10 protein-coding genes and 1 rRNA gene are annotated in these 18,011 nt (G+C 75.0%); 7 read left to right on the top strand and 4 right to left on the bottom strand.

Annotated elements, in window-relative coordinates; all coding sequences use genetic code 11:
• Positions 1–70 precede the first annotated feature (70 nt).
• Entirely contained in the window at positions 71–1,522 is a 1,452-nt protein-coding gene (locus ACFXMG_RS35555) for an MFS transporter (protein WP_383826381.1), read from the bottom strand.
• A 719-nt stretch (positions 1,523–2,241) separates the two neighbouring features.
• On the opposite strand from ACFXMG_RS35555, the gene ACFXMG_RS35560 reads away from it, so the two are divergent.
• The 3 genes from ACFXMG_RS35560 (at position 2,242) to ACFXMG_RS35570 (ending at position 8,335) form a co-directional block, all read left to right on the top strand.
• Complete coding sequence (locus ACFXMG_RS35560; protein ID WP_383826384.1) at positions 2,242–4,437, top strand: asparagine synthase-related protein; 2,196 nt, start codon at positions 2,242–2,244, stop codon at positions 4,435–4,437.
• 78 nt (positions 4,438–4,515) lie between these two features.
• Complete coding sequence (locus ACFXMG_RS35565) at positions 4,516–4,938, top strand: Uma2 family endonuclease (RefSeq protein WP_383826387.1); 423 nt, start codon at positions 4,516–4,518, stop codon at positions 4,936–4,938.
• A gap of 73 nt (positions 4,939–5,011) precedes the next feature.
• The gene (locus ACFXMG_RS35570) at positions 5,012–8,335 is read left to right on the top strand and encodes an ATP-binding protein (RefSeq protein ID WP_383826389.1); all 3,324 of its coding nucleotides are present in this window, start codon (positions 5,012–5,014) and stop codon (positions 8,333–8,335) included.
• Here the strand turns inward: ACFXMG_RS35570 and ACFXMG_RS35575 are convergent.
• Both ACFXMG_RS35575 and ACFXMG_RS35580 read right to left on the bottom strand, forming a co-directional pair.
• Positions 8,322–10,541: a sigma-70 family RNA polymerase sigma factor gene (locus ACFXMG_RS35575; RefSeq protein ID WP_383826391.1), complete on the bottom strand. Its 2,220-nt coding sequence runs from the start codon at positions 10,539–10,541 to the stop codon at positions 8,322–8,324. The two genes, ACFXMG_RS35570 and ACFXMG_RS35575, sit on opposite strands and share 14 nt — an antisense overlap.
• Positions 10,542–10,946: 405 nt before the next feature.
• Positions 10,947–11,774, bottom strand: a complete 828-nt coding sequence (locus tag ACFXMG_RS35580; RefSeq protein ID WP_383826394.1) for a TetR/AcrR family transcriptional regulator — start codon at positions 11,772–11,774, stop codon at positions 10,947–10,949.
• 341 nt (positions 11,775–12,115) lie between these two features.
• Between ACFXMG_RS35580 and ACFXMG_RS35585 the strand changes: the two genes are divergently transcribed.
• Together ACFXMG_RS35585 and ACFXMG_RS35590 are read left to right on the top strand one after the other, a co-directional pair.
• The gene (locus ACFXMG_RS35585; RefSeq protein WP_383826397.1) at positions 12,116–13,516 is read left to right on the top strand and encodes an NAD(P)/FAD-dependent oxidoreductase; all 1,401 of its coding nucleotides are present in this window, start codon (positions 12,116–12,118) and stop codon (positions 13,514–13,516) included.
• 106 nt (positions 13,517–13,622) lie between these two features.
• Complete coding sequence (locus tag ACFXMG_RS35590) at positions 13,623–15,296, top strand: SpoIIE family protein phosphatase (protein WP_383826400.1); 1,674 nt, start codon at positions 13,623–13,625, stop codon at positions 15,294–15,296.
• Here the strand turns inward: ACFXMG_RS35590 and ACFXMG_RS35595 are convergent.
• Positions 15,293–16,564, bottom strand: a complete 1,272-nt coding sequence (locus ACFXMG_RS35595; RefSeq protein ID WP_383826402.1) for an MFS transporter — start codon at positions 16,562–16,564, stop codon at positions 15,293–15,295. The genes ACFXMG_RS35590 and ACFXMG_RS35595 overlap by 4 nt on opposite strands.
• 156 nt (positions 16,565–16,720) lie before the next feature.
• Here ACFXMG_RS35595 and ACFXMG_RS35600 point away from each other — a divergent pair, with 156 nt between their 5' ends.
• Positions 16,721–17,287 (top strand): MarR family winged helix-turn-helix transcriptional regulator, encoded by a 567-nt coding sequence (locus tag ACFXMG_RS35600; RefSeq protein WP_383826405.1) that lies wholly within the window; start codon positions 16,721–16,723, stop codon positions 17,285–17,287.
• A 632-nt stretch (positions 17,288–17,919) separates the two neighbouring features.
• Positions 17,920–18,011: ribosomal RNA gene (locus ACFXMG_RS35605) — 16S ribosomal RNA — on the top strand; the annotation flags it as partial.

Consider the following 18,011-nt stretch of genomic DNA (forward strand, 5'->3'; position numbering starts at 1 on the left):
GCACTGGCCCACTGACAATCCCGCTAAACGCCCACCTCGTGGGATGCGCGTCACGCTTTCGAGCACCACGTCACGCCGGGGCGACCAGGAGGGGGCGGGCCCGCTCCCTCAGTTCCCTGACCCGGGGCTCGTGCCCGTACGGCTCCAGGCGGTGCAGCAGGTCCCGTACGTACTCCGTGGTCCGCGCGGAGGAGATCCGGCCGGCCACCTCCACCGCGCGCGTGCCCGCCGCACAGGCCGCGTCGAGGTTGCCGGACTCCAGCTCGGCGACGGCCGAGACGACGAGCCGCAGCCCGTGCGAGCGGACGAACTCCTCCGTCGGCCGGGACAGCGCCTGCTCGGTGAAGCGCCGCACCTCGCGCGGCATCCGCAGGTCCCGGTAGCACTCGGCGGCGTCCGCGCAGAACCGGTCGTACGAGTAGAAGCCGAGCCACGTCGGGTCGGCGTCGCCGTCCCGGGACCGCTCCAGCCACCCCTCGGCGGACTTCAGCGCCGCCGCCGCGGCGGGCCCGTCGCCCGCCTTCGCGTGCGCGCGTGCCTCGACGAGCCGGAAGAAGGACATGGTGCGGGCGGTGGCGAGCCCCCGGTTCCGTTCGAGCGCGGCCTGCGCGAGGTCCACCCCCTCGTCGGCGAAGCCCCGGTAGGTGGCCTGGAGCGACATCGAGGCCAGGACGTAGCCGCCGAGCGGCACGTCGGCCGCGGCACGCGCGAGCCGCAGCGCCTGGATGTAGTACCGCTGGGCCGCCTCCTGCTGTCCGGTGTCGAAGGCCATCCACCCGGCGAGCCGGGTCAGCTCGGAGGTCGCGCCGAAGAGGGCCCGGCCGACCTCGTCCGAGTACGAGCCGAGCAGCAGCGGCGCCGCGTCCACCCTTAAGCACTCGGGCACCATCGAGGAGCGCCAGTCCCCGCCGCCGTACTTGGAGTCCCACTTGCGCGCGTCCTCGGCGGCCTCGCGGAGCTTGGCGACATCGCTGTGCCCCACGCGCACGTGCTCCCCGATCTCGGCGGGACCCGGCCCCGGCCCGCCGCCGCCCGGACGTCCGGCCTCCCGCTCCACCGACGGGTCGGCGGGGGTGATCAGCCACCGGGAGGCCGGGGTCGCGTAGGCGCTGACCGAGAAGGAACCGGCCAGCGACTGCCAGATCCCGCCCCCGCCCGCCCGCCGCCCGGCGAGGTCCAGCCGGTAGAGGTCGGTGGCGGCGCGGACCGCCTCGCCGACGTCCCGGGGGAAGGCGAGGCCCACCTCGGGCGCCGGGTCGGCGTCCGCGAGCCCGATCTCGTGCAGCGGCACGGGCCGGCCCAGCTTCTGCCCGATCGCGGCGGCGATCAGGTGCGGCGCGGCGCCCTGCGGCACCATCCCCTTGGAGACCCAGCGGGCCACCGAGGTCTTGTCGTACCGAAGCGTCAGCCCCCGCTGCGCACCGAGGTCGTTGACCCGCCGGGCGAGGCCGGCGTTGCTGATTCCCGCGAGGGCGAGAACGGCGCCGAGCTTCTCGTTCGGCCCGCGTTGCTCCCTGGACATGACGCCACCCCTCGACATCCAGACGGCCGCCGCGACGCCGGGCATAGGCAGGCGGCATTCGTAAACACAGCGTAGTTCGCCGCATCCCCACCGTTAAGGGGCGGAGTTCCGTATGGCGAGATTGTTGTGTGAACAGCCCACCGGAGGCGCCCGTCGGCCGGTCCGTGCTCCGCCCGTGTGGCCGTGCGCCCGGCCGTGCGCTCTCGTCGCTCCGGGCCGGGGACGCTTCGATGAGTCCTGCGTGGGTCGGCCCGTCCGGCCGGGAGACGGAGCCCTTTCGGCTTCGGGTCCCGTACCGGTGGGCTGGGGGACACCGCCGCCCCATTCCCCGCGGGCGGCGGACGGCGCCGGGAGGCGGGTCGCCTCCCGGACTGCCGAGAACCGGGCCGCCGGCGGGCGCGGGCAGCCGTGGGCGGCCGCGCGGACGGCCGTCGTCTTCTTGATCCCTTCAGTGCCCGACGGCAGGTCAAACCTCCGGACAGGGACGAGAACCGGCCGAATCCTCCCGGCACCTGGACCGGACCCGGACCGGACCCGAGCCGGACCCGAGCCGCACCCGATCCGTACGGCGCGCCGCGCGGGAGCCCGCCGGGCATTCCCGCCCGCCAACTGGCGCATGCCAGGGGCGCATTCGGCTTTCGCGCGCGTGCACCCGGACTCCGCCCCGTGCGCCGTTGTCATGGCAGCATGGCCCCACCGAAACGGACGTGGAGGCGCCGATGCGATGGCTGGTGGGCTGGAGCAGTGGCACCGCGGGGTACGCCACGGCCGCGGGAGCGCGCACCGGAGCGGCGAACGGCGCGCACGGCGCGTACGGCGCGTACGGCTCCGGAGTCCCGCCCCAGGCGCCCCCGTACGCCGAGAGCGGCGGGCACGTCGGGGGGCGCACGGTGCAGCCGGTGGGCGCACAGCTCCTCTGGGGCGACCCCGACCCGCTGTGGGCGGTCGGCGACTGGCGCCCCGACGAGGTGCGGGTGATCGGCCTCGACGACGGCACCCGGCTCGCCGTGCTCGGCTGCTGCGCCGCCGGGGACGACGAACTCCGCCGCGGCCTCGTCACCGCGCGCGGCGGCGCCCTGCGCCACCTCACCGCCTGGCCCGGCAGCTACACGGCCGTCGTGAAGGCCGGCCGCCGGGTCACCGTCACCGGCGACCTCGCGGGCGCCCGGCCCGTCTTCCACACCCCCTGGGAGGGCGGCACCGCCTACGCCACCGCCGCCCTCCCGCTCGCCGACCTCGTCGAGGCCCAGCTCGACATCGGCCACCTCGCCGCACTGCTCGCCTGCCCCGAGTCCCCGGAGGCGCTGCGCGACTCGACGCCGTACGAGGGCGTCCGCCGCGTCCCGCCGGGCCACGCGCTGATCCTGCGCGAGGGCTCCCGGGAGATCGCCGGGTACGAGACGGTCGCCTCGCTCGCCGTCGCCGCCCCGCAGGCCGAGCCCCGGCAGGCCGTCGAGGCGGTCAGGGACGCGCTCGTGGAGTCCGTACGCGCCCGGCTCACCGCCCCCCGGCACGCGCCCGAGGCACCCGCGCCGGACCCCGGACCCGTCCCCGGGATGGGGCCCGCCGACCGGCGGGCCGCCCGCGGCGCGGGCCCCGCGCCCGGCATCGGCGCCGACCTGTCCGGCGGCAGCGCCTCCGCCACGCTCGCCCTGCTCGCCGCGGGACTGCCCGGCGTGCCCGGCACGATCCTCGGGCACGCGGGCGCGGGGGAGCGGCTGCTCGCGGTCACCTTCAACGACCTGGCCACCAAACCCGGTCCCGGCCGGGCCGCCGAACTGGAGCGCGCCCGGGAGCTGGCGGCGGACCCCCGGCTGCGCCACGTCGTCGTCACGGCGGGCGAGGAGGCCCTCCCGTACGCCACCCTGGACGGGCCGCTCACCGACGAGCCCGGGCCCGCCCTGGTCACCGCCGAACGGCACCGCAGGCGGCTCGCCGGAGGCAGCGCCGACCACTTCACCGGACTGGGCGCCAAGCAGGTCCTGGACGCCCACCCGGCGCGCCTCGCCGACCTGCTGATGGACCGCAGGCGCCGCTCCCTGGTCCGCCCGGTCACGGCCCTCGCCAAGGCGACCGGACCGTCGGCGGGCGCCTTCCTGGTGCCGGTCACCGTCTACCGCGCGGCGCGCAGGCTCGCCCGTACGCCCTACCGGGCCGGACTGGAGTCCGCCGCGCGGCACGTCCTCGACGCCAACCGGGACCCCGCCGACACCCACGGCCCGCTGGCCGCCTCGCTCTCCGCCCTCGCCTGGTCCCGGCCCGGCCCCGCGGCCCGCTGGCTGACCGGGGAGGCGCTGGCCGAGGTGTCGGCCCGGCTGAACCGGGCGGCCACCCTGCCGCAGACCGTCCAGCGCCCCGGCGAGGCACGCGCGCGTGCGGCCCTCGCGCGGGCCGCGGCCGACCACCGGGTCCTGGAACAGGCCGCCGAGATCCGAGGCCAGCGGCTGCACGCCCCCTTCCTCGACAACCAGGTCGTCCGCGCCTGCCGGGACCTCCCCGAAGCGCTCCGGGTCCAGCCCGACGCGCGTGCGGGCGTGCTGCGCACGGTCCTCGCCGACACCGGCATCCGCGACCTGCCGCCCGGCTGGGGCGCCCCCTACCCGGCGGTCCCCGCCGGCACCGCCCGCGCGGGCCTGCGGGCCGCCCTCCCGACCCTCCTGGCCCTCTTCGAGGCCCCGCTCCTCGCCGACGCGGGGCTCATCGAGGCGGGCACCGTCCGCGAGGCCCTCCGCGCCGCGGCCGACGGCGCCCGCGTCCCCCTCGACGGCCTCGCCGACCTCGTCTCCACCGAACTCTGGCTCCACCGCCTCCTCGCCCGCCGGGGCTCCTGCTGGACCGACACGGCCACCCCCCGCGCCCCCCGCGCGGTCCAGGGACCCCTGATCCCGGCGTCACGCTCGCTGCCGGCGCGGTGAGACATGCGCGGATACGCGCGCGGACACGTGTCGGGATACGCCAGAATCTCCCTGTCCGTACCCGGGAGGAGACCGCCGATGACCCCCGACACCGTCGCCGCAGTGGAGCGGCTCTTCGCGCTGCGGTGTGCCGAGGCACCCGAGGGGAGCCGGGTGGAGCTGCTGGACGGGGAGATCCATGTGACCCCGCTCGGGACCGGCCTGCACGCGTCGACCGTCTCGGAACTCGTCGAGCACTCCTGGCAGTGCCCCGACCCCGTCCTCCTCGTCGCGGAGGTCACCTCCGCCGCGACCGCGAGCCGTGACCGGGGCCTCAAGAACCGGGTGTACGCGCGCGGAGGGATCCCCCTCTACCTGGTCGTCGACAAAGAGGCCGACGAGGTCGTCGTCTGCTCCGAGCCCGAAGGCGACGACTACACCCACAAGTCCATCCACAAGCTGGGGGCCGAGGTCCCGCTCCCCGCCCCGCTCGGCTTCACTTTGGATACCGCCGAGTTCTGAACGCCGTACGCGTTCCGGACCCGCCCGGGGAAACCCCGAGGCGCCCCTCCCGCCCGAGGGCAAGAATGGGGCGGTGCGGTATCTCATCCTCGGCACCACGGAGGTCCTCGGACCCGACGGAGTCGCCCTGCCCCTCGGGGGCGCGCGGCTGCGCGCGCTGCTGGCCGCGCTCGCGCTGCGCGGGGGACGGGCCGCCCCGGTCCGGGAGCTCGTCGACGACGTGTACGGGGACGAGCCGCCGCTCGACGCGCCCGCCGCCCTCCAGGCCCTCGTCGCCCGGCTGCGCCGGATCCTCGGGCGGGAGGCCGTCGAGGCCACGCCGGGGCCCGGCTACCGGCTCGCCGCCGGACCGGAGGACATCGACCTGTACGTGTTCGAGCGCCGCGCCGCCGACGCCGGTGCCCTCCTCGACTCGGGCGACCCCGAGAAGGCCGCCGCCCTGCTGCGGGACGCCCTGGGGCTCTTCCGCGGCCCCGCCCTCGCCGACCTGCCCGGACCGGCGGGCGTCCGCCCCGAGGCGCAGCGCCTGGCCGCCCTGCGCCGGCGCGTCGAGGCCGACCTGCGGCGCGGCGCCGTCGACGGACTCGTACCGGAACTGACCGAGCTGACCACCACGTACCCGTACGACGAGGGCTTCCACGCGCAGCTCATCCACGCCCTGCGGGCCGAGGGCCGGCACGCGGACGCGCTCGCCGCGTACGAGACGGCCCGCCGCACCCTCGCGGACGCCCTCGGCGCCGACCCCGGCCCCGAACTGACCGCCCTCCACCGCGACCTCCTCGCCCCCGCCGACCCGGCTCCCCCGAGGCAGGCGGCACCGGCCCCGTACCGCACCCCCCTCCCCGCCCCCGAGACCGGCAACATCCGTCCCCGCCTCACCTCCTTCGTCGGCCGGGAGCCCGAACTCGCCGCGCTCCGGGCCGACCTCGGCCGCTTCCGGCTCGTCACGCTCACCGGGCCCGGCGGGTCGGGGAAGACGCGGCTCGCGGAGGAGGCCGCCCGGCAGGTCGCCGGGCCCGACGCGTGGATCGCCGAACTCGCCCCGCTCGACGACCCGGGCGCGCTCCCCGGCGCCGTCCTCTCCGCGCTCCGCCTCCGCGAGATCAACCTGATCACCCGCGACGGCACCGCCCTCCAGGACGACCCCACCGCCCACCTCGTCGAACACCTCGCCGACCGCCCCTCCTTCCTCCTGGTCCTCGACAACTGCGAGCACGTCATCGACGCCGCCGCCGCCCTCACCGAGACCCTTCTCGCGCACTGCCCGAACCTGCGCGTCCTCGCGACCAGCCGCGAACCGCTCGGCGTCCCCGGCGAGACCGTCCGCCCGGTCGAGCCGCTGCCGCCCGCCCCCGCGCACCGGCTCTTCACCGAGCGGGCCAGGGCCGTCCGCCCCACCTTCGACCAGGACCACGCGCGCGACGCGGACGCCGGCGACGCCGTCGCGGAGATCTGCCGCCGGCTCGACGGCCTGCCCCTCGCCATCGAACTGGCCGCCGCCCGCCTCCGGCTGCTCACCCCGCGCCAGATCGCCGACCGGCTCGACGACCGCTTCCGGCTCCTCAGCTCCGGCGCCCGCACCCTCCGGCCCCGCCAGCAGACCCTCCGCGCGGTCGTCGACTGGTCCTGGGACCTGCTCGACCCGGCCGAACGGACCCTGCTCCGCAGGGTCTCCGTCTTCACCGGCGGCTGGGACCTCCCGGCCGCAGAGGCCGTCGACGCCACAGAGGCCATCAACGCGCCGGCGCCGGACACCGCCCACCCCGAACCCCCGACCGGCGGCACCGACACCCTCACCACCCTCGGCGCCCTCGTCGACAAGTCCCTCGTCGTCGCCACCCCCACCGACGACGGCGCGATGCGCTACCGCCTCCTGGAGACCATCCACGAGTACGCCTCCGAGCGCGCCGCCGAGACCCCGGCCCTGCTCGCGTCCGCCGAGGCGGCCCACACCGCGCACTTCACGGCCCTCGCCGAGGAGGCCGAGCCGAAGCTCCGCTCCGGCGAGCAACTGCCCTGGATCGACCGGCTCGAACGGGACCTCGACAACATCCGGGCCGCCCTCCACCGCACCCTCGCCACGACCCCCGACGAGCGCACGGGACTCCGGCTCGTCTTCGCCATGGGCTGGTTCTGGTGGCTGCGCAACTACCGCCCGGAGGGCCTCGCCTGGACCCGGCGCGCCCTCGCCCTGGGGGAGGACCCGGCCGACCCGGCCGACCCCCGCCACTGGCCGCGCATGCACCTGCGGATGCTCTCGTTCTTCCTCGCCATGGAGGACGAGAACATGTACACCGGCGACCTCCTCCAGGACGCCGACGCGCTCGCGCTCGTCGGCCGCGTCCGGGACGCCTTCGCCAAGGACCCGGGCCCGGAGTCCGCCCGCTTCCCGGGCCTGCTCTGGCCGTTCACCGCGTACCTCACCGAGGACCCGCCGACGGTCCGCGCCCTCCTCGACTCGGGCCTCGCCACCTGCCGCCGGTACGGCGGCGACTGGGAGATCGGGGTCAGCCTGATGTTCCGCACCCACATGGTCGTGGACATGCCGGGCGGCATGGAGGGCGTCGACGAGGACGTGGCCGAGCTCCGCGTCCTCGCCCGCCGGGTCGGCGACCGGTGGATGGGCGCCCAGGTCGCCTCGGCCGCCGCCGAGGCGAACATGATGCGGGGCCGCCGCGACGAGGCCAGGGAGGCGTACGAGGAGGCCCTCGGGCTCGCCCGCGAGGTCGGCGCCCACGCCGAGACCCCGTTCCTCATCGCCCGGCTCGCCGAGGTCACCTACCGCGACGGGGACACGGCCGCCGCCGAGCTCGGTCTCGACGAGGCCGCGCGGGAGGCCGAGCGGCTCCGCATCAAGGACGCCCTCGCCTACGTGGACTTCATGCGCGCCGTCCTCGCCCTCGACCGCGGAGACACCGCACGCGCGCGTGCCTCGATCGGTTCGGCCGGCGCCCACATCCGCAACGGCACCCCGCCGCCGCACTTCGCCATCGCCCTGGACGGGTTCGTCGCCCGGATCGAGGCCATGGAGGGCGCGGGCGCGCCGGCCGTCACGGCCGCCGCCGAGGCCCTGCGCGCCGCCCTCACCGGCCACTGCGCGGACGTCATCGTGATCGGCCTCGCCGAGGGGCTCGTCTTCGCCCTGCACCGGGCCGGGGACGCGGCCCGCTGCGCGCGCGTGGCCGCCGCCGTCGAGACCTGGCGGCAGGACATCCCCCGCTCGGTCCCCGAACGGCGCGAGGCCGGGACGGTCGCCGCCGCCTGCCGGGCCGCGCTCGGCGAGGACGGCCTCGCCGCCGCCCGCGCGGCCGGCGCCCTCCTCGGCCCGGAGGACGTCCTGGCCCTGACGGAGCCGTACACCGCCGGAGCCGGCGGCGCGCCGGTCAGGAACAGGTGATCCGGGACTCCGCCCAGTCCGCCACGGCGGCCCGCCCGAACGGCGTGTGCTCCTCCACCACGAGCCGCAGCGTGGAGCGTCCGCCGAGGTCCACCCGGACCGGGATCGCCGGGTCGCCCGGCCGCACCACCGGCGACCGCCAGAGCCGCTCCCCGTCCCCGTACACGGAGAAGCGGACCCCGCCGCGCCTGAGCGGGAGGCTCAGGTCGTCGACGCCGACCAGCGCGTCGTACCGCGCGCACTCCCGGTTGAGCTGGATGAGCAGCGAGGACGGGGCGTGCACGCTCACCCCGTACGCGTACGTGCTGTCGGCGATCGACAGGCCCTGGCGCGGCCACATCCAACCGCCGTCCCCCAGGACGACCTCGGGCTCGGTGCCGTCGCCGAAGGCCGAGTAGTTCAGCCGGTCGACCTGGTAGACGACGGGCGCGGGCGACGGCGGGGGAGGCGTCGTCGGGGGCGGGGTGGGGCTCGGTGTGGGGCTGGGAGTGGGGCTGGGGGTGGGCTTCGGGCTCGGCGTGGGGCTCGGCGGCGGGGTCGTCGGCTTCGTCACCACGGGCTTCGGCTGGGGCGACGGCTTGACCACCGGCTTCGTCACCACAGGCTTCGGCGTCGGGGTGGGCGTCGGCTCCGGAGGGGGCGGCGGAGTGGTGGGCTCCGGAGCGGGCGGCGGAGGCGGAGTGGGCTTGGGCGAGGGCTTCGCCGCGGGCGGCGGGGGCTCGGCCGGCGCGACGGGCGCGACGGTCGTCGGCACCGGCCGGGGCGCGGCGGCGGGCTGCGGGTCGCCGGCCATCGCCCAGACGAGTCCGGCCGCCGCGGCGACGGCCGCCGCCGCCGCGATCCCGACCTTCACGGGCGCGCCGAGCCCTTCGGCGGCGGCCCCTGACGATCCGGCCCCTCCCGAGGCTGCCCCGCCCGAACCGGCCCCTCCCGAGGCCGCCCCTCCCGAGGCTGCCCCGGACGAAGCGGCGCCGCCCGTGGCCGCGCCGCCCGTGGCGCCGGACGTCGTCCCGCCCGTGGCGGCCGCCGCGGCACCCGCGCCGGCCGCGCCCACCGCGCCGCCGGCGACGATGCCGGCGGCCTTGAGGGAGTACCCGGCGGCGAACCAGCCGATGACCGCGATCGGGAGCAGCGCCGGGATCCCGGCGTTGACGTGGGCGAGTTCGCCCGCGGCGACCCGGCACTTGGCGCACTCGTCCAGGTGCTTGCGCAGGCCGCGCTCGGCCCGCATCCGCAGTCCCCCGCGCGCGTAGGCGCCGAGCCGGTCCGCGTACCGGGCGCAGTCGCCGCCGGCCGTGAGGGCCTGGCTGACGTGCGCCTGGAGGTACGCCTGCTTGAGGCCCTCGCGGGCGCGGCTGGCGAGCACGGCCGTGGCGTTGGCGGTCAGGCCGAAGAGGGGGGCGACGTCGCTGGGCGACTCCTCCTCGACGGTGGTGTGCCACAGGACGGCCTGCCAGCGCTCGGGCAGCGAGCGGAACGCCTGTATGGCCAGCGACTGTTCGGCCTCCTGCATGGCCCGGACCTCGGCGCCGAGGTCCAGGGTGTCCTGGTCGGAGACCTCGGAGGAGCGGGCGGCGTCGGCGGCGAAGACGGCGAAGTCCTCGACGAGGTGCTCGCGCTTCTGGGTCTTGGCCCAGCTCGCGCCGACCCGCCGGACGGTGGTCATCAGATAGGCGCGGACGGCCTGTTCGGGCCCGGCACCGCCGCGGACGGCCTGGAGGGTGCGGGCGAAGACCTCGGCGGTGAGGTCGTCGGCGGTGTGCGCGTCCCGGCAGCAGGTCCTGGCGTAGCGGCGTACGGCCTCCGAGTGGCGGCGGAACAGCTCCTCGTACGCGGAGTCGTCGCCGTCCCGCATGCGCCGGATCAGGTCGGAGTCGGCGGGCGGCAGCTCCCGGGGCGGCGGCAGCACGCCCTCGCCGCCGTCGTCGTCCGCGGGCCGGCCGGTGTCCTGGAGCGGATCGGGTACGCCGTCGGGGCCGGTGTCCGGTACGGTGCGCGGCGCGGCGCCCGTGCCCCGCGCGGTCCCGGCCGCCTTGCCCTCGCGCTGCGGCGGGACGCTCGGTCCGCCGGGTCCCTGGGGCGATCCGGGGCCGCCGGTGGCGACTCCGGCGGGGCCTCCCTGGCTCGGTACCTGACGGGCGGTCGGGCCGTCGGATTCCGTGGCACCGCCGCCGCCCAGCGGATCGTCCCGACCGTCACCGCTCATCGCGGAAGCCCCCGTACGCATGCGCAGACCCGAACACCGACTCAGCCTGCCACACGGCGCGGGCACGCCGAAGCGCCGCGTCCACTTACCACTCGTCCGGGGCGACTTCACGCACCCCGGCGTGACCGCTCACACGTTCGTGTCCTACGCGCTGGTCCACCCGGCCCAGAGAACCGGCGGACCCACGCGCGCCGGAGCGCGCCACCCGCCGGAGCGCGTGACCGGCCGGAGCACGTCACCGGCTGGAGCGCGTCACCTGCCGAAGCGAGTCACCGGCTGGAGCACGCCACCCGCCGGAGCGCGTGACCGGCCGGAGCACGCCACCGCCCGGAGCGCGCCACCCGCCGGACAGCGTCACCGGCCGTGGCACGCAACCCGCCCGAGCGCGCAACCCGCCCCAGCGCGCTACCGCGACCGCAGGCCCTCCAGCAGGATGTCCAGGAGTCGGGCCGAGGCCGCCGCCTGCTGGGCCGCGTCCGGCAGGGCCGGGGCCGCGGTGGCGATGACCAGCAGGACGTCCGCCACGGTCACGTCCGTCCGCAGCTCACCCGCCTCACGGGCCCGGTCGACCAGCCGGCCGACGACCTCCAGCAGCTCCGCCGCACCGGCGTCGTCCCGCTCGTCCACCGGCACCGCGCGCGGCGCGACCACGCGCGCGTCCGCCTGCTCGCCGAGACCGCGCTGGTACGGCACCCGGGCCGCGCCCTCGCCGTCCCCGTCCACGGCCGACGGCTCGTCGACACCGACCCGCAGCACCTGCGGCGGCAGCAGCCGCCCGGCACCCGAGGCGACCGAGGTGCGCAGGAACCGGGAGAGCGCCGACCACGGCTCGTCCTCCTGCCCGAGCGCGGCACGCGCCTGCTCGGTCAGCCGCGAGGTCTCCTCCTCGGCTATCCGCCGCACCAGCACGTCCTTGCTGGGGAAGCGCCGGTACACGGTGCCCACGCCCACGCGGGCGCGCCGTGCCACGTCCTCCATCGGCGCCCCGTAACCGAGTTCGCCGAAGACCTCACGCGCGGCACGGAGCACGTGCTCCAGATTGCGCTGCGCGTCCACCCGCAGCGGCGCCGCGCGCCCGCCCGCCACCGGACCGCCCACGACGGTGCCGGTGCCCGCGACGGTGCCGCCGGACAGCGCGCCGGCGACTGCCGGCACGGAGGCCACGGGCCCCGCACTCCGGTCGTCGCGCTCCGCCCCGACGACGGACTGCCAACGAGAATCCTGAATCTGCATAAGCGTTCCCCCGCTCATGATGTCTCCCCCCGGAGACTCCCCGCCCTGATACGGGGCTCCCGGCCGGTGTGCGCCTGCGGTCCGCGCGCACGCCGACCCGACACCCCGACGAACTACGAACATAGTTGAGTCCGGGTCAATTCAGAAGGGGGAGTTCCGTACGGTGCGCCCCCCGATCGGAGCAAGGCGCCGAAGCCACCCGTTTCCCACCCCCTGACCCACCGCTCACGCCCGCCGTGACCTGCACCGTTGCGCCCGGGCGCGTCGCGCGCGCCACCCCGCGCCTCCACATCCCTCCGGTCACACAATTCGCCGGGCCTGTGGACAAACCCCGGACGGCGATGCCTCATGGGACGGTGACCGAACCTGCGCGCATTCTCGTGGTCGGCGGTGGCTACGTCGGCATGTACACCGCGCTGCGCCTCCAGCGGCAGCTCAGGACCGAGCTCGCCGGCGGCGCCGCCGAGATCGTGGTGGTCACCCCCGACCCGTACATGACGTACCAGCCGTTCCTCCCCGAGGCCGCCGCCGGCTCCCTCTCCCCGCGCCACGTCGTCGTCCCGCTCCGCCGCGTCCTGGACCGCTGCCGCCTCCTCATCGGCGAGGTCGAGTCCATCGACCACGCCAAGCGCACCGCGATCCTCACCACCCTCGCCACCGACGAGGAGGGCGCGGGCCCGGTCGCCCTCACCTACGACGAACTGGTCCTCGCCCCCGGCTCGGTCTCCCGCACCCTCCCGGTCCCCGGCCTCGCCGAGCACGGCATCGGCTTCAAGACCGTCGAGGAGGCCATCGGCCTGCGCAACCACGTCCTGGAACAGCTCGACATCGCCTCCTCCACCCGCGACCCGGCCCTCCGCGACGCCGCCCTCACCTTCGTCTTCGTCGGCGGCGGGTACGCGGGCGTGGAGGCCCTCGCCGAACTGGAGGACATGGCCCGGTACGCCACCCGCTACTACCACAACGTCAAGCCGGAGGACCTGAGATGGGTCCTCGTCGAGGCCGCCGGGCGGATCCTCCCCGAGGTCGGCGACGAGATGGGCGGGTACGCGGTCCGCGAGCTCCGCGGCCGCAACGTCGACGTCCGCCTCGACACCCGCCTCGACAGCTGCGAGGACCGCGTCGCCGTCCTCAGCGACGGCACCCGCCTGCCCACCCGGACCGTCGTGTGGACCGCCGGCGTCAAACCCGCCCCGCTGCTCGCCGCCACCGACCTCCCCCTCGACGAGCGCGGCCGGATCCGCTGCACCGCCCACCTCTCCGTGGAGGGCACCCCGCACGCGTGGGCGGCCGGCGACGCCGCCGCCGTCCCCGACGTCACCGCGAAGGAACCCGGCACCCCCTGCGCCCCCAACGCCCAGCACGCCGTCCGCCAGGCCAAGGTCCTCGCCGAGAACCTCGCCGCCTCCCTCCACGACCGGCCGCTCAAGGAGTACGCGCACGCGTACGCCGGTTCCGTCGCCTCCCTCGGCCTCCACAAGGGCGTCGCCCATGTGTACGGGCGCAAGCTCAAGGGCTACCCGGCGTGGCTCATGCACCGCGCCTACCACCTCAGCCGGATGCCCACCGCGAACCGGAAGGCCCGCGTCCTCGCCGAGTGGACCCTCTCCGGCCTCTTCAAGCGCGAGATCGTCTCCCTCGGCTCCCTGGAACACCCCCGGGCCGAGTTCGAACTCGCGGCCGCCCCACCCCCTCCGCCCCCCGAGACCGGCTCCGACGGGAACGACAAGCCGTCCTCCTGACATCACTGTCAGTGCACTCGTCCACACTGGACGTGTGACCATAGGTGGGCTCACACCTGCACAGCGTGACTCCGCACGGCACCGACACCACGAGGCATACAGATCCGTGAACTTCACCCGTTGGAGCGCCCGGCTCCCCGGTACGCAGCGCCGCGCGGCGCGAGGGACCGAAGGCTCCGTGCCCGCCGCCCGCGGTGAGTACGGTCCCCGGTCGGAGCGCCCCACCGAGCTCGCCGACGGCGCAGAGGGCCCCGAGCCCGCGGAGGACACCGTGGACACCGAGGTCCCCGCCCTGGAGGACTTCTCCGTACGGGACCTCCTCGGCCGCCTCCCCGGCCTCGTCGCCCTCGTGTACGGCCCCGAGCACCGCATCGCGTACGTCAACGAGGCGTACGCCTCCGCCTTCGGCCCCCGCACCCCGGGCGCCACCGTCGCCGCCACCTGCCCCGAGGCCGAGGAGCTCGGCCTGCTGCCCCTCCTCGACCAGGTCCTCCGCAGCGGCAAGCCCCGTACCGTGAAGTCCCGCCGCACCGCGGACGGAGGCTCGTACACGGTCACCTGCCTGCCCGTCGACAGCCCGCACCTCGAAGGCGCCGGCGTCCTCGTCCACGCCGCCGACGTCACCGACCACGCCGAGGCCGCCGAGCGGCTCCGCGCCAGCGAGCGCCGCCAGCGCGAGACCGCCGTCACCCTCCAGCGCTCCCTCCTCCCGCAGGAGCTGGAGCAGCCCGACGACCTGCGGATCGCCGCCACCTACCAGCCCGGCGTCGCCGACGCCGCCGTGGGCGGCGACTGGTACGACGTCATCACCCTCGGCGCCGGCCGCACCGCCCTCGTCATCGGCGACGTCATGGGCCGAGGCGTCCGCGCCGCCGCCGTCATGGGCCAGCTCCGCACCGCCGTCCGGGCCTACGCGCGCCTGGACCTGCCCCCGCACGAGGTCCTCCAGCTCCTCGACGGCCTCGCCGCCGAGATCGACGCCAGCCAGATCGCCACCTGCGTCTACGCCGTCCACGACCCCAACGAGGGCAAGCTCGTCTACGCCTCCGCCGGCCACCTCCCGATCCTCGTCCGCGACGAGGACGGCACCGTCCGCAAGGCCGGCGACCCCACCGGACCCCCGCTCGGCACCGGCGGCTGGCTGCACGCCTCCGGCTCCATCGCCCTGCCCCCCGGCTCCACCGCCGTCCTCTACACCGACGGCCTGGTCGAGCGCCGCCGCGAGGACATCGACGAGGGCGTCGAAGCCCTCGCCCGCGCGCTCGCCGGCGCCAGCGGCACCCCCCAGGTGATCTGCGGCCGGCTGCTCCGCGCCCTCGGCGTCACCGCCGAACACGACGACGACGTCGCCGTCCTCGTCGTCCAGCACCCCGCCCGGGACGGCGCCGACGCCGAGCTGTTCCACAACGCGGCCCTCGAACTCCTCGGCGGCGTCGAGGCCGCCCCACGCGCGCGTGCCTTCGCCTCCGGAGTCCTCTCCTCCTGGCGCTTCCCCGTGGAACTCCGCGACCTCGGCGTCCTCGCCACCAGCGAGCTCGTCGCCAACAGCCTCCAGCACGGCACCCCGCCCATGCGCCTGCGGCTGCGCCGCACCGACCGCCGCCTGATCATCGAGGTCACCGACGGGGACGACCACCTGCCGCGCCGCCGCAGGGCGGAAACGGAGGACGAGGCGGGTCGCGGGATCTCCATCATCGCGACGATCGCCTCGTCCTGGGGGAGCCGCCGCACTCCTGGCGGCGGCAAAGCGGTGTGGTGCGAGTTCGCCCTGCCCGACTAGGCAGCGGCGGCGGTCTCCTTCTCCGGCTGGTGCTGCGCCACGACCAGGGACGGCTTCGCGGCGAGCGACGGCTGGTTCTGCGCCGGCGTGAGCTGCTTGCCCAGCCGGACCGCGAGCACGGTGACGAGGAGCGAGAACAGCACGAAGGTCACGATGTACGGGCCGTGCAGCGCCGCGCCCATCGGACCGCCCACCGCGGGCCCGACCGCCAGCGCCAGCTGCTTCACCAGGGCGAAGGCCGAGTTGTACGAGCCCACCATGGACTCCGGCGCCAGATCGGCCACCAGCGGCGCCACGGTCGGCGACAGCATCGCCTCGCCCAGACCGAAGAGCGCGTACGTGGACACGAACGCGGCCGTCGCCATCGCCTGGCTGCCGTGCCCGAGGCCCGCGTACCCGGCGATGATCCACGCCAGCGCCCAGATCAGGCCCACGGCCGCGATCACCCGGGTGCGCTTGCGGCGCTCCACGAACTTCAGCACCAGGAACTGCGCCAGCACGATCACGGCCGTGTTGGCGGCCAGCGCGATGCCGAGCGTCGAGGGCGCGATGCCGGCGGCCTCGGTGCCGTACGCGGCCAGACCCGACTCGAACTGTCCGTAGCAGGCGAAGAAGAGGACGAAGCCGAGCACGCACAGCTGCACCATCGCCTTGTGGCTCAGCAGCGCGCGGATCCCGCCGCCCCGGCCGCCCTCGGCGGGTCGCGCGTCCTGGAGCGCCGGTGAACCGGCCATCCGCACGGTGCCGACCACCGCGGCCAGCACCAGGAACATCACGGCCTCGATCGAGAAGAGCAGCAGGAAGCTGTCCGGCTTGCTCACGTCGACGAGCAGGCCGCCGATGAGACCGCCGAGACCCAGGCCGAGGTTCTGGAGGAAGAACTGGAGCGCGAAGGCGCGGGTCCGGCCGACCGGCTCGGAGCACCACACGATCATCGTGGCGAGCGCCGGCTGGAGCACCGCGGTCCCCGCACCGAGCAGCGCGGCGGCGCCCACGGCCGCCGGGACGCTCGACGCGAGCCCCATCCCCACGGCACCGACCGCGGCCAGACCGGACGCGACCAGCAGCACCGGTACGGGCCCGCGCCGGTCGATCGCCCGTCCGCTGAACGGCAGCACCACGAGCGCGGCCATGGCGAAGACGGCCAGCACCACACCCGCGGTCGTCGCGCCCAGATCCCGCACCTGCGCCACGTACACATAGAGGTACGGCACGGTGAAGCCGAGTCCGAACGCGCTCAGCGCGCTGCCTGCCTGAATCCGGCGCATCGCGGCGCCCCTCGCCTTGGTCACACTCACCCACTTCGGTAGCGGGTTCAGCGCGTGTACGCCTGAACCCTCAAGACTTCAATACTAAAGTTCGATCCTTAACAGTACACATGGAAGGACTTCAACGCCAACGAGGACCGTGGGATACTCGCCCTCATGTCCGACACCCCCGAGCGCCCCGCCTCGCAGCAGCCGCAGGAGCCGACGCTCGACGAGCAGATCGCCGCCTATCAGCGCGAGTACCGCGACCTGGACCCCCAGGTGGAGCGGGTGGTCTCCGCCCTCGGCCGGCTGAACCGCCGGATGAACGTGGCGTACGGCCGCCAGCTCGCCGACCTCGGCATCAGCAACGCGGAGTGGGAGGTCCTCAAGACCCTCGTCCTCGCCGGCGCCCCCTACCGCCTGGGCCCGGGGGAGCTGGCCAAGCGCCTCGGGCTCACCCCGGCCGCCATGACCCACCGCATCGACCGCATGGCCGGCGAGGGCCTGGTCACCCGCGACCGCGACGAGAACAACCGCGTCCGCGTGATCGTCGAGCTCACCGACGAGGGCCGTACGAAGTGGCTGGAGGCGATGCGCATGGCCACCGACTTCGAGGAGGAGCTCCTCCAGGACCTCAGGCCCGAGGAGCGCGGCGCCCTGGGCGACGCCCTCCTCCGCCTCCTGCGCCGGGTGGAGCTGAGCCAGCCCGACGCCGGCGGCAGGCTCACGGACCTCGACTGAGGGACTGCGGGAGGGGGTTGACACCCCCCTGGGGGACGCGTAGTGTTCTCCGAGTTGTCACGGAGCCGGAACGGTTCTGCGACAACCATCCCGCCGCGATAGCGGCACCTCAACCCAGCACGATCTCCCTCACGGGATGAATTTCGGCGTGCCGAAATTCAATTCGAACGGCTCGATTATGAATCGGCCGAGGGAATCCGCTAAGGTTCAGGACGTCGGAACGGCCCAACAGCCGGGAAGACAAACCCCCCTGACTGGGAATCAGACGCCGAAAGATCTGATAGAGTCGGAAACGCCGGAAGGGCCCGGAGCGAAAGCGAAAGGGACCGGAAAGCACCGAGGAAATCGGATCGGAAAGATCTGATAGAGTCGGAAACGAAGAAAGCGCAGGAAGCGCCCGGAGGGCCTGGAAACAGGAACGAAGGAAGCGTCCGCACCTTGAGAACTCAACAGCGTGCCAAAAATCAACGCCAGATTAGTTGATACCCCGTCCAGCCGGTTTCGGTTGGTCGAGGTTCCTTTGAAACAAAACACAGCGAGGACGCTGTGGACAGTCGGTCACATTCCGACCTGACTGTCCCGCTCAACGCGAGTGTCACCCGCGCTTTTAATTAAGCACTGTCGGGTAAACATTCACGGAGAGTTTGATCCTGGCTCAGGACGAACGCTGGCGGCGTGCTTAACACATGCAAGTCGAACGATGAAGCCCTTCGGGGTGGATTAG

It is taken from the genome of Streptomyces sp. NPDC059201 (assembly GCF_042754585.1).
Taxonomy (GTDB): Bacteria; Actinomycetota; Actinomycetes; order Streptomycetales; family Streptomycetaceae; genus Streptomyces.

Excerpts from the sequence above, each read along its gene's own strand:
- ACFXMG_RS35560 (WP_383826384.1), top strand. The coding sequence starts at position 2,242 with ATGCGATGGCTGGTGGGCTGGAGCAGTGGCACCGCGGGGTACGCCACG.
- ACFXMG_RS35585 (WP_383826397.1), top strand. The coding sequence starts at position 12,116 with ATGCCTCATGGGACGGTGACCGAACCTGCGCGCATTCTCGTGGTCGGC.
- ACFXMG_RS35580 (WP_383826394.1), bottom strand. The coding sequence starts at position 11,774 with ATGCAGATTCAGGATTCTCGTTGGCAGTCCGTCGTCGGGGCGGAGCGC.
- ACFXMG_RS35595 (WP_383826402.1), bottom strand. The coding sequence starts at position 16,564 with ATGCGCCGGATTCAGGCAGGCAGCGCGCTGAGCGCGTTCGGACTCGGC.
- ACFXMG_RS35575 (WP_383826391.1), bottom strand. The coding sequence starts at position 10,541 with ATGAGCGGTGACGGTCGGGACGATCCGCTGGGCGGCGGCGGTGCCACG.
- ACFXMG_RS35600 (WP_383826405.1), top strand. The coding sequence starts at position 16,721 with ATGTCCGACACCCCCGAGCGCCCCGCCTCGCAGCAGCCGCAGGAGCCG.
- ACFXMG_RS35555 (WP_383826381.1), bottom strand. The coding sequence starts at position 1,522 with ATGTCCAGGGAGCAACGCGGGCCGAACGAGAAGCTCGGCGCCGTTCTC.
- ACFXMG_RS35565 (WP_383826387.1), top strand. The coding sequence starts at position 4,516 with ATGACCCCCGACACCGTCGCCGCAGTGGAGCGGCTCTTCGCGCTGCGG.